This is a genomic window from Rhizobium sp. BK316, assembly GCF_014193695.1.
In the GTDB taxonomy this organism is placed as follows: Bacteria; Pseudomonadota; Alphaproteobacteria; order Rhizobiales; family Rhizobiaceae; genus Rhizobium.
The window spans coordinates 1,719,032-1,730,684 of the sequence record NZ_JACHZR010000001.1 but is presented as its reverse complement, the minus strand read 5'-3'; the positions used below and the strand labels follow the sequence as shown (position 1 = coordinate 1,730,684).

Genomic DNA, 11,653 nt, shown 5'->3' with positions numbered 1-11,653 from the left:
CTCGAGTGTTTAAAGGGCGGAGGCGGCAAGATCGCCGTCATAGGCTGCACGAACGAGACGCTTCATGGCGTCGATGTCGAAGGGTCTCGGGTTGTTCTTGATCAATCTGTCGATGCTGAGCGCCTGTTCGGCAGTCCAGTCGAGCTTGTCGGCGGAAAGCCCGAGATCGGCGAGTGTCGGCGTGATGCCGATGGCCTGAAAGAGCCTGCGGATCTCCTCAATCGCCGCCCCCGCCATCTCCTGCTTCGTCCTGCCCGTTGAATCGAGGCCCAGCGCCTGGCCGATCTCGGCCAGCTCGGCCGTCGAGGCGGCGCGGTTATAGTTCATGACGTAGGGCATCATCGTCGCAACGCCGAGCCCGTGGGCCGTATGGGTCAATGCGCCTGCCGGATACTGGATGGCATGCGCTGCTGCCGTGCCGGCCGTGCCGAATGCGCAGCCGGCAGCCAGCGCCCCCATCATGACGTCGGCGCGCGCATCCTCGTTCGCTCCCTCCTTGCACGCCGTCTCCAGGCTGCGTCCCAGGAGCTTGACGGCGAGAAGCGCGAAATGGTCGGTAAGCGCACTCTTACCTATGAAGACATGGTTTTGAGGCAGCAACGGGTCGGTGCCGCGCCGGGCGGCCGTGAATGCCTCGATTGCATGGGTCAATGCGTCCGCGCCAGCGACAGCGGTCAGACCCGGCGGGCAGGACATCGTCAGCTCCGGATCGCAGATAGCCGCTGCGGCGATGAGATGAGGGCTCGATATGCCGACCTTCAGCGTTCGGTCCGGATCGGAGATAACGGCAACCGGCGTCACCTCCGACCCGGTTCCCGCCGTGGTCGGGACAGCGATGATCGGGATTGTCGGACCGGGAACCTTGAACTCGCCATAGTAGTCCGCAAGGCTTCCGCCATGGCTCAAAAGCAGGGCGGCGCATTTTGCCATGTCGAGGCAACTCCCCCCGCCTATCCCTATCACCATGTCGGGCGCGAAGCTCCGCGCCTCCTCAACGCATAGCGCAACGGTGTCGCGCGGGACATCCGGCAGGACCCGGTCATGGACCAGTGTTTCGATCGATGCCGCATTCAACGCGGTGACGAGCTCAGCGAAAATGGAAGTTCCTGCGAAGCGTTCATCCGTGCAGATCAGCGCTTTTTGGCCAAGCCGTTTGGCGACCGACGGCAGCGCAAAACGTTGGCCCTTGCCGAACAGGATTTCTTTCGGGAGCCGGATAGCTGCAAAGAGGGTCATTGTGCTGACCTTCTCACCAGTTGTGGGATGAAGAAAGACCTTGAGGAAGCGTCGCAAAATTGGCGCGCGATTTCTTTTGCGCTCATCCAAATGACTCTCATGAAACCTCCGATATAAAATCCTATAGGATATGGGATTGCATATCGCCGAGCATCGTGTTAGCGATTGTTCCTGTCAAGAGGCAAAAGAAATACAGGGCCGGAATACGATGATGCTCAATGCCACGCCTGATCCGAGTGGTTTCATACAGCGCAGCAACAGTCTCGCGGACAGCGTCTACGAGGTGATCTTTGCGCAGCTGATGTCCCTGAAGATCGCTCCAGGTGCGCGCATCACCGTCGATAATCTGGTCAAGGAATTCAATGTTTCCCAGACCCCTATCCGCGAAGCGCTCGGCCGCCTCGAAGGAGAAGGGCTTGTCGTCAAGACGCACCTCATCGGTTACAGCGCCGCCCCGCAGATCACCCACCGGCGCTTCGATGAGCTTTATCACTTGCGGTTGCTGCTCGAGCCCGACGGTGCTGCGAGGGCGGCAAAGGCCATGGACGATGAAAAGCTCGCCATCCTCAGGGAGGCGGCCGGTGTCATGGGGCGCCGGGAAGGAGCCGATGAACGGCTACGCTATTCTACCTTCGCGCGGCAGGACGCCGTTTTCCATGACAGGATCATGGAATTTGCCGGCAACGAGCTCATTCGCCAAACCCTCAGCCACCAGCACACGCATTTTCACATCTTTCGACTGATGTTCCATTCCCGCGTCACCGAAGAAGCGCTGGATGAGCACGAGGCGCTTCTCTCCGCCTTTGCCGCAGGTGACCCATCGGCTGCCGAGAAGGCAATGAGAACCCATCTCGAACATTCACGGGACCGGCTCGTGCCGGCTTTCGATTGAGAGGCGGGCAATGTCGAGCGTCATGACCATCGAGAGGAAGGGGAGGAGCGTGGTGTCCGAGACCGACGGCCTTGTCTCTCATCCGGTCCTTCGTGCAGAGGGCATGTCGAAGCAGTACGGACCGGTCACCGTACTCTCGGAAGTCACGCTCGATATCTTGGCCGGCGAGATCCATGCCATCATCGGCGAGAACGGCGCCGGCAAGTCGACATTCATGCGGCTCCTTTCCGGTTATGCCGAACCCACTGCAGGAACGCTGTCGATGGGCGGCCGCAAGGTCGGCTTCTCAACGCCCGAGCAGGCGCAGGAGGCGGGTATTGTCCTGGTGCACCAAGAGATCCTGCTTGCGGACGCCCTGACCGTCGCCGAAAATCTTTTCCTCGGCCGCGAACTGATGCGTCATGGCTTGGTCGATGATCGGACGATGCGGCGTCTGGCCGTCGAAAAACTTCACGACCTTGGATGCCACGCATCGCCAAACGCCCTGGTACGTGACATCTCGCTTGCCGATCGCCAGCTCGTACAGATCGCGCGTGCACTCCTCGACGATTACAAGCTTGTCATTTTCGATGAGCCGACGGCAGTGCTGACGGGTGAGGAGGTCGAGCGACTGCTTGCCATCATCCTGCAGCTGAGGGAGCAGGGTGCTGCCGTGCTCTACATCAGCCATCGCCTCGATGAAGTCCAACGGCTTGCCGACAAGGTGACGGTGCTCAGAGACGGCAAGATGGTCGGCACATATCCCGGTCACAGCCTCACGCAGATGGACATGGCGCGGCTGATGGTCGGGCGCGATCTCGCCGCACTTTATCCCGAGAAGACCGTAAAGCCAGCCCTGCAGGCGATGCTTGAAGTCCAGGATCTCAGCGTTCCCGGCTTCGCAAGCGATATCTCGTTTAACGCCCACAAAGGCGAGGTCCTCGGATTCGCCGGCATGATCGGTGCCGGACGCACCGAAGTGTTCGAGGGCATCATGGGTCTGCGCCCTGCTGCCGGAACCGTAAAATTGCAGGGCAGAGCGATTGACATCAGGCGCCCTCGGGCGGCGATGGATGCCGGCATTGGTTACCTGACCGAAGATCGCAAGGGCAAGGGGCTGCTGCTGCAGGAGCGACTTGCCCCGAACCTCACGCTGTCCGCCCTCGGCAGATTTCACCCCGGCCTTATGATGCGCCGCCGTCGTGAGCAGAGCGCGCTCGTCGAAGCGGTCAACACCTACGACATCCGCCTGAAAAGTTACGCAGTCAAGGCGGGCCAGCTTTCCGGCGGTAACCAGCAGAAGCTTCTGCTCGCCAAGGTGCTTCTCACCGACCCTTCGGTCGTGGTCATCGACGAGCCGACGCGCGGGATCGACATCGCCAACAAGGCCCAGATCTATGCCTTCATCGAGCGCCTCGTCGCAGAGGGCAGGACCTGCATCGTCATCTCGTCCGAAATGCAGGAACTGATCGGGATCTGCGACCGGATTCTTGTGATGCGGGAGGGGCGCATCACGGGAGAGGTGACGGGCGAGAAAATGACGGAACATGAGATTGCGCTTCTTGCCACCAGCGAAACGAAGGTTGCGGCGAAGCAGGGAGGAAGACAATGACTGTGATTACGGGTTCGACGCCGGTTCGGCCGGAGCGGGAATGGAACATCGGCTGGTCGGATGTCGGTCCGTTCCTTGCGCTTCTGGCGCTGCTGCTGATCGGTTTTTCGATCAACCCGGATTTTCTCTCGGCAACCAATCTCGGCAATGTGATCACACGAAGCGCCTTCATCGCAATCATCGCTGTGGGTGCGACCTTCGTCATCTCGTCCGGCGGACTGGATCTTTCAGTCGGTTCGATGGCCGCCTTCATCACCGGCATAACCATCATGTTCATGAACAGGATGGCTCCCGACTGGGGTGTCCTGGCAATTCCCGCCGGCATGGCCATCGCGCTCGTCGTCGGGCTCCTCTGCGGGCTGATGAACGGGCTCATCGTTACCGTCGGAAAGATCGAGCCCTTCATCGCGACACTCGGTACCATGGGGATCTTCCGTGCCCTCATCACCTATATGTCGGATGGTGGAACGATCCCGATCGATCGCAGCCTCCGCGACGCCTATCGGCCTGTTTATTTCGGGACCCTTGGCGGTATTCCCTTTCCGATCCTCATTTCGATTGCCGTTGCCGCCATCGCATCCTTCATCCTCTACAAGATGAAATATGGCCGCAAATGCGCTGCCGTTGGGGCGAATGAGGACGTGGCCCGCTACTCAGGCATTTCCATCATCAAGACGCGCACGATCGCCTACGCGATCCAGGGCGTATGCGTTGCGATCGCTGCGATCTGCTATGTGCCGCGCCTCGGAGCGGCGACTCCGACCACCGGCGTGCTGTGGGAATTGCAGGTCATCACTGCGGTCGTCATCGGCGGAACTGCCCTGCGGGGTGGGAAGGGCCATGTCTGGGGCACGGTCGCCGGAGCGGTCATCCTCGAACTCATCGCCAACCTGATGGTGCTCTCGGATTTCGTATCCGAATATCTCGTCGCCGGTGTCCAGGGCGTCATCATCATCATCGCCATGCTCATTCAGAGGTTCTCGAAGTAACCGCGTCCGGACCGCGCGGATTGATGTTTGTGGTCCGATTCTGGGAGGAATGAATGTCTAGAAAATGGATTGCGGCCCTGGCCGTCAGTACGGTGCTGCTCGCCGGCCAAGCCCTTTCGGCAGATAAAAAGGTTGTCGCAGTGTCGATCCCGGCAGCCGATCATGGCTGGACGGCGGGCATCGTCTATCACGCACAGGCTGCCGCCAAGGAAGTCAATGCCGCCTTTCCGAATGTCGAGGTCGTCGTCAAGACTTCGCCCTCGGCAACGGCGCAGGTGAGCGCGCTTGAAGATCTTTCCGCAGGACGCAAGCTCGATGCGCTGGTCATCCTGCCCTATACGTCGGAGGAACTGACGACGCCGGTCAAGGCGGTCAAGGATGCCGGCACCTTCATCACCGTCGTGGATCGTGGCCTGAACGACCAGTCCATCCAGGACCTCTACCTTGCCGGCGACAACATCGCGGTTGGCCGCAATACGGCGAAGTTCATGATCGACAGGCTGGGCGGCAAAGGCAACCTCGTCATCTTGCGCGGCATTCCGACCGTCATCGACGATGAGCGCATCCAGGGCTTTCAGGATGCCATCAAGGGAACCGATCTCAAGGTTCTGGACATCCAGTATGCGAACTGGAACAGTGATGACGCCTTCAAGCTGATGCAGGACTATCTTGCCAAATACCCGCAGATCGACGCTGTCTGGGCAAATGACGATGACATGCTTCTTGGCGTGCTCGAGGCCGTCAAGGAATCGGGTCGCAAGGACATCAAGCTCGCCCTCGGCGGCAATGGCATGAAGGACATCGTCAAGAAGGTCATCGACGGCGATCAGATGACGCCGGTCGAGACACCTTATCCGCCCGCCATGATCAAGACCGCCATCTACATGACCGTTGCCAATATCGTCGGCCAGGCGCCGGTGCGAGGCACCGTCAAGCTGGATGCGCCGTTGATCACGCAGGAGAATGCCAAGGAATACTATTTCCCCGACTCTCCGTTCTGACAAACCTGAAACCGGGGCGGCCAGCCGCCGCCCCATTGCATGAAGAAGAGGAGTAAATCATGCCTGGTAAGAAGATACTGATGCTGACCGGTGAGTTTACCGAGGAATACGAAATCTATGTCTATCAGCAGGCGATGGAGGCAGTCGGCCATACGGTCCACGTGATCTGCCCCGACAAGAAGGCTGGCGATCTGATCAAGACCTCGCTCCACGATTTCGAAGGCGATCAAACGTATACGGAGAAGCTCGGGCACTTCTTCACGATCAACAAGACCTTCTCGGAGGCCGAGGCTCAGCTCGATCAATATCACGCAGTCTATTGCGCAGGCGGTCGCGGCCCCGAATACATCCGCACCGATAAACGCGTCCAGGCAATCGTGCGGCATTTTCACGAGAAGCAAAAGCCGATCTTTACGATTTGCCACGGCGTCCAGATTCTGATTGCCGTCGACGGTGTGGTTCGCGGCAAGAAGGTGGGTGCTCTGGGGGCTTGCGAGCCGGAAGTTACGCTTGCAGGGGGTACGTATATCGATCTGTCGCCGACGGAAGCCTATGTCGATGGCACCATGGTCTCTGCGAAGGGATGGACCGCACTTGCAGCATTCATCCGCGAATGCCTGAAGGTGCTGGGCACGGAAATCCGTCACAGCGATGATATCGCCAAGGCTGCCTGAGCTCTCACTCCTGCTACGGCTTATGATCAGGCAACGCTCGCAAAAACGCGGGAGTTGCCTTTCCAGGAACGACTTTCCTGCCCGCGGAGGCAGATAGCAGATAGATGCTCTGCATCATCTGCCGGCAGCAAAGTCATGGCGGCGCCGCAAGCACAAGGCGTCAGTCCTTAAACTGACGCCCATCTGCGCGCATCTGGTTTGCTCGAGTACCCGACACATCCATCGAAATGCCCGGGCTGGCAGTCTTTAAGCCGGCAATTGGAAGATCCAGTTGGCGATCAGTACGATGGCGAGGCCCGCGGCCAGTGCGAGGTACGGCAGCATGCCAGCCTTCTTGACGCCGAGGTCCTGGCCGACGAGGCCAAGGTCTTCCATGGCGCCGGGCGGGAACCTGCCGCCGTCGCGCACATAGTGGCGATAGGCGAAAACCGGCAGGATGAGCGCGGCGAAGATGAAGCCGACCCAGAGCGCATTGGCATAGCCCCAGACCTTGGCGCCGGCGCCGAGGAAGAGAGCGTTGACGAAGGCAAGCACGGTATTGACGCCGATCAGCCAAGTCGGAGCCTTCCAGGGGCGCTCGACATGACCGGAATCCATGCGATGGATCCAGCCGGAATTCAGGTTCAAGAAGTTGAAGATGATGTAGCCGACATTGGAGACGGCGAGCACGAAGAAATAGCCGCCGGCATCGGACGCGATCGCCAGCAGGAAAAGATTGAAGGCAAAGTCTGTCCACATCGCCCGGGTGGGCGCGCCGTTTTCATTGACATGGTCGAGATATTTCGGCAGCCAGCCATCCTTCGAGCCCTGGTAGAGCGTGCGCGAGGAGCCTGCCATCGCCGTCATGATGGCGAGGAAAAGCGCCATGATCATCAGCACGACGAGAAGCTGGGTAACGACACGGCCGGCGCCGATCAGTCCGCCGAGTGCTTCGGCGACGCCCGTGCCGTCGACGATACCGGGCGCCAGCATGCCCGCATGACCGAGTACGCCCTGGAAGGCGAAAGGTACGAGGAAGAAGAACAGGCAGCAGGCGAGGCCGGAATAGAAGATCGCCTTGAAGGTATCCGTCTTGGGGTTCTTCAGTTCGCGCGTATAGCAGACCGCAGTCTCGAAACCGTATGTCGACCAGGCGGCGATATAGAGACCGCCGAGGAAGAGCGTCCAGCCGCCATTGCTCCAGGTACCGTCAGTGCCAGCATAGGCCGCCGTTGGCGGAACCAGCCCGGTGACGTTGGCGCTGACGATCTGGCCGCTGATGATCGGATAGAGACCTATGATGAGCAGCGGTACGAGCACGATGATCGCCAGCCATTTCTGGACGCTCGCCGTCTCGGAGATGCCGCGATGCTGGATCGCAAAAATGATCAGCATCAGGATGCCGCCGATGAAGAAGGTGGCGTTGATATTGGCGGTGGCGAGGAAGGGAATACTGAAGCTGACGAGCGACCAGCTGCGGATTACCGGCGTCAGCGCGGCGACACCGTCAGCACTCAGCAGCGCCTTGACCGCATCCTCGGGCGAAGTGCCGGCATGGGCAGCAATATATTCGGCGACGCGGGGGCTATCGGCCGCAATCGAAGCGGCATGCGCGCTGATCCAGGCAAGGACCGCCTGCGAATCCGCTGCCGGGATCGGGAAGAAGGAATTGAGAATATATCCGGCCGCAATGGCGCAGCCGAGCGAAAGCACCGGAGACCAGGCAAACCAGTTGCACCAGACGGACAGCGGCGCGATGAATTTCGAATAGCGCAGCCAGGCCGTGGCACCATAGACAGATGCGCCGCCCGACTTGTTGCCGAACATGCCGGCGATTTCGGCATAGGTAAAAGATTGCAGGAAGCCCATGATCATCGAGATGATCCAGACCACAAAGGCGAGCTTGCCGGTCGTGCCTGCAATACCGCCGATGGAGAAGAGAACAAGCGGTGGCACGCCGGCTGCCACCCAAAACGCACCCTTCCAGTCAAGCGCGCGTATAAGTTTACCTTCGGTGCCGGCGGCAACGCCGGCGTCCACGATATCCGTCATCGGTGAAATTCCCCATTCTATTTGTTCGGGACGTAGCTTTGCGTACGTCTCCCTGAACGCGCCTCCCGTGGCATTGCTGGGCTGCCCGGCATTTTCTCGATCCGCGTTCCCGAGCGGATTTCCGAGTCTCGACCCTTTATGCATAGTGAAGATATTTTCTTTTTAGTCAACATCCCTTTACTTTCGGGTGGCATTTTGTCAGCATGATTTGCGTGTCGGAGGGGCACATCAATCCCATGAGGACCACATGCGAGATCTCCATCCCGGGATGTCAGGGGTGCGACCGGTGTCAGCAAGCATCATCCGCTATCCCGGTATCCCCACGCTGCCCGAGGGTGTCGAGCGTTACCGCTGCAGGGGCGGCGGATCCCTTGTTGTTCGCGTCGAGGCCGGCGACCACGTCACCATCATCGACAGCGAGGGAGGACAGGCTTGCGAGCTTTCCTTCCTCGACGAAACCGGCCGGTTTCAATCGGCCGGCCTCGGCGCAGCTTTCACCGGCTCGGCCGACGGACTGAAGGCTATTTTCTCTTCGGGCGATGAGAGTGCTGCCCGGACGCGGACGGCGCTTGAGCGACGCGGTGCCGACCTCGCCACGGCAAGTGCGATCCGCATTTTCAGCGAAGCTTCCATTCCCGGCAGCAAGGCTGAGTTTGCGATCGCGATGAAGGGGCTGCTGATTGCCGCCGCCCCTGCAGCAGCGATGTCGCCTGACGCGCAGGACACGGCAACACCGATCGAGATCCGCATCAGGCGCAGCAGGCTGATCCGCGACTACGCCGCGGCCCTCCCCGAGCCGATGGCCGATCCGATCGAAGACATCCGCATCAGGGCGGCGACCGCCTCGGCCTATTTCGTCCGTGCCGGAGAGTTCATCCAGATCATCGACGTCTACGGGAGGCAATGCACTGATTTCCAGGCCTTTGCCGCCCGCAAGGTCGACAAGGGCCTCGATCTTGCGCTGGATTCCACCGTCACTCGCACCCTGCTTGGCCGCAGCTATCCTGCCCCCGGTCTGCCGTCCAAGGCTTTCGACCGCGACTTCGAGCCGCTGGTGGAGATCGTCCAGGACACGGTCGGCCGCCATGACGCATTCGCGACCGCCTGCAATTCGCGCTACTATGACGACATGGGTTATCCCGGCCATGTCAATTGCACCGACAATTTCAATGCGGCGCTCGCGCCCTACGGCATACCCGGCCGCAAGGGCTGGGAGGCGCTCAACTATTTCTACAATACGAATATCGACCACAACAATCAGCTCTACCTCGACGAGCCATGGTCTCGGCCGGGCGATTATGTCCTGATGCGGGCACTGACCGATCTCGTCTGCGTTTCCTCCTCCTGCCCCGACGACATCGATGCGGCCAATGGCTGGGACCCGACCGACATTCATGTCCGCACCTTCTCCGGAAAAGAAAAATTCTCAAGAGCGGTAGCCTATCGTATGACCCCTGACGCCGACGCAGAACTGACGCGGGAAACCGCCTTCCACCCTCGCCTTGCGGCGCTGACGCGGGATTACACCGAATATCGCGGCTACTGGCTGCCGAACCGGTTTTCCTCTGAAGGTCCAGTCGAAGAATATTGGGCCTGCCGTGAAAGAGCGGCCGTCATCGACCTGTCGCCGTTGCGCAAATTCGAGGTCACGGGTCCGGACGCGGAGGAATTGCTGCAATACTGCCTGACGCGCGACGTGCGCAAGCTGTCGACCGGACAGGTCGTCTATTCCGCCATGTGCTACGAGCACGGCGGCATGATCGACGACGGCACGCTCTTTCGCCTCGGCGACAAGAATTTCCGCTGGATCAGCGGCGACGACTACAGCGGCATATGGCTGCGCGAACAGGCCGAGAAGAAAGGCTTCAAGGCCTGGGTTCGCTCCTCGACGGACCAGATGCACAATATCGCCCTGCAGGGACCAAAGAGCCGCGACATCCTCAAGGAGATCATCTGGACGGCCCCGCGCCAGCCCGATATCGGCGAGCTCGAATGGTTCCGCTTCACTGTCGGGCGCGTCGGTGGCTTCGAAGGAGCTCCCGTCGTCGTCTCGCGTACCGGCTATACCGGCGAACTCGGCTACGAGATCTTTTGTCATCCGAAGGATGCGTTGACCGTCTTCGATGCTGTCTGGAAGGCCGGTGAGCCCTACGGGCTGAAGCCGATGGGGCTTGAAGCGCTCGACATGGTCCGCATCGAGGCGGGCCTCGTCTTCGCCCATCACGAATTCGACGATCAGACCGATCCGTTCGAGGCCGGCATCGGCTTTACCGTGCCGCTGAAATCCAAGCAGGACGATTTCATCGGCCGCGAGGCGCTTCAGCGGCGCAAGGAACATCCGCGCCACCTGATGGTCGGCCTGGACGTGCAGGCAAACGAAGCTGTCGGCCACGGCGACTGCATCCATCTCGGCCGCGCCCAGATCGGCGTCGTCACCAGCGCGACGCGCTCTCCGATCCTCGGCAAGACGATCGCACTCGCCCGCATCGATGTCACCCATGCCACCGTTGGCACCGAGGTCGAGATCGGCAAGCTCGATGGCCAGCAGAAGCGCCTGCCGGCGGTGGTGGTGCCTCTGTCACACTATGACCCGCAGAAGACCCGGCCGCGTTCGTAGAAACCTTATTCCGCCCTGCGCTGGACGCTGGTGATCGCCCTTGCGGCCTCTTCGGAGGAATTGGCGAGCTGACGCATCTCGGCGGCGAGCACGGCGAAGCCGGATCCCGCTGTCCCTGCCCTTGCCGCCTCGATGCCGGCATTGACGGCGAGCAGCTTCAGGTAGCGCAGCGAGTGCAGGATCTCGTTGGTCTTCGAGGCAGTGATGCGCATACCGGCAGTCTGCTCGTCGATGCGCTGGTAGAGCGACTCGATGTTGATGATGCTGCCCTCGAGATAGAGCAGCTCGCCATTTTCGTTCCAGACGCCGCCGCCCGTCTCCGTCACCCAGACATAATGCCCGTCACGGTGGCGGATACGATATTCCATCGTCCAGTCGGTGCGGCTTTCCAGCGCGATGCCGACGACCTTGTCCATCAGCGGCACGTCCTCCTCGCACATGATCGAGGTGAAGGTGCGCGTGCTGTTGCCGATGATCTCCTCGGCCGGATAGCCGAAAATGCGTTCGATGCCATCGGTCATCTCCAGCATCGTGTAGTTTTCGTCCGCACGGCAGCGATAGAGGAAACCGCTCATACGGCCGAGAACACTGCTCTGAAAATCCATGAGGACCACGCCTTGAG

The 11,653-nt window shown here is 60.5% G+C and carries 9 protein-coding genes; 6 read left to right on the top strand and 3 right to left on the bottom strand.

The features are described from left to right. Positions 1 to 9: 9 nt before the first annotated feature. A complete protein-coding gene (locus tag FHT87_RS07815) occupies positions 10 to 1,236 on the bottom strand; it encodes an iron-containing alcohol dehydrogenase (protein ID WP_183800781.1) in 1,227 nt (408 codons plus the stop codon). Positions 1,237 to 1,447: 211 nt separating this feature from the next. Here FHT87_RS07815 and FHT87_RS07810 point away from each other — a divergent pair, with 211 nt between their 5' ends. The 5 genes from FHT87_RS07810 to FHT87_RS07790 are packed head-to-tail and all read left to right on the top strand — an operon-like array spanning position 1,448 to position 6,383. Further along, complete coding sequence (locus FHT87_RS07810; RefSeq protein ID WP_112972443.1) at positions 1,448 to 2,128, top strand: GntR family transcriptional regulator; 681 nt, start codon at positions 1,448 to 1,450, stop codon at positions 2,126 to 2,128. 22 nt (positions 2,129 to 2,150) lie between these two features. Continuing rightward, entirely contained in the window at positions 2,151 to 3,719 is a 1,569-nt protein-coding gene (locus FHT87_RS07805) for a sugar ABC transporter ATP-binding protein (RefSeq protein WP_183727320.1), read from the top strand. Further along, entirely contained in the window at positions 3,716 to 4,708 is a 993-nt protein-coding gene (locus FHT87_RS07800) for an ABC transporter permease (protein WP_183726925.1), read from the top strand. Before FHT87_RS07805 ends, FHT87_RS07800 begins: the two co-directional genes overlap by 4 nt. A gap of 53 nt (positions 4,709 to 4,761) precedes the next feature. Continuing rightward, positions 4,762 to 5,709, top strand: a complete 948-nt coding sequence (locus FHT87_RS07795; protein ID WP_183800778.1) for a substrate-binding domain-containing protein — start codon at positions 4,762 to 4,764, stop codon at positions 5,707 to 5,709. 59 nt (positions 5,710 to 5,768) lie between these two features. Beyond that, positions 5,769 to 6,383 carry a DJ-1/PfpI family protein gene (locus FHT87_RS07790; RefSeq protein ID WP_112972442.1) on the top strand — a complete coding sequence of 205 codons (615 nt, stop codon included), beginning with the start codon at positions 5,769 to 5,771 and terminating at the stop codon, positions 6,381 to 6,383. A 246-nt stretch (positions 6,384 to 6,629) separates the two neighbouring features. Here FHT87_RS07790 and FHT87_RS07785 read toward each other — a convergent pair whose 3' ends face one another. Beyond that, entirely contained in the window at positions 6,630 to 8,414 is a 1,785-nt protein-coding gene (locus FHT87_RS07785; RefSeq protein WP_183800775.1) for an APC family permease, read from the bottom strand. A 247-nt stretch (positions 8,415 to 8,661) separates the two neighbouring features. Here FHT87_RS07785 and FHT87_RS07780 point away from each other — a divergent pair, with 247 nt between their 5' ends. Beyond that, entirely contained in the window at positions 8,662 to 11,031 is a 2,370-nt protein-coding gene (locus FHT87_RS07780; protein WP_183800771.1) for a DUF1989 domain-containing protein, read from the top strand. A 5-nt stretch (positions 11,032 to 11,036) separates the two neighbouring features. Here the strand turns inward: FHT87_RS07780 and FHT87_RS07775 are convergent, their stop codons facing one another. Next, positions 11,037 to 11,636, bottom strand: a complete 600-nt coding sequence (locus FHT87_RS07775) for a PAS domain-containing protein (RefSeq protein ID WP_183800768.1) — start codon at positions 11,634 to 11,636, stop codon at positions 11,037 to 11,039. Positions 11,637 to 11,653: the final 17 nt, after the last annotated feature.

Coding starts and splice junctions, on each gene's coding strand:
- FHT87_RS07795 (WP_183800778.1), top strand. CDS start 4,762: ATGTCTAGAAAATGGATTGCGGCCCTGGCCGTCAGTACGGTGCTGCTC.
- FHT87_RS07810 (WP_112972443.1), top strand. CDS start 1,448: ATGCTCAATGCCACGCCTGATCCGAGTGGTTTCATACAGCGCAGCAAC.
- FHT87_RS07815 (WP_183800781.1), bottom strand. CDS start 1,236: ATGACCCTCTTTGCAGCTATCCGGCTCCCGAAAGAAATCCTGTTCGGC.
- FHT87_RS07800 (WP_183726925.1), top strand. CDS start 3,716: ATGACTGTGATTACGGGTTCGACGCCGGTTCGGCCGGAGCGGGAATGG.
- FHT87_RS07780 (WP_183800771.1), top strand. CDS start 8,662: ATGCGAGATCTCCATCCCGGGATGTCAGGGGTGCGACCGGTGTCAGCA.
- FHT87_RS07805 (WP_183727320.1), top strand. CDS start 2,151: ATGACCATCGAGAGGAAGGGGAGGAGCGTGGTGTCCGAGACCGACGGC.
- FHT87_RS07785 (WP_183800775.1), bottom strand. CDS start 8,414: ATGACGGATATCGTGGACGCCGGCGTTGCCGCCGGCACCGAAGGTAAA.
- FHT87_RS07775 (WP_183800768.1), bottom strand. CDS start 11,636: ATGGATTTTCAGAGCAGTGTTCTCGGCCGTATGAGCGGTTTCCTCTAT.
- FHT87_RS07790 (WP_112972442.1), top strand. CDS start 5,769: ATGCCTGGTAAGAAGATACTGATGCTGACCGGTGAGTTTACCGAGGAA.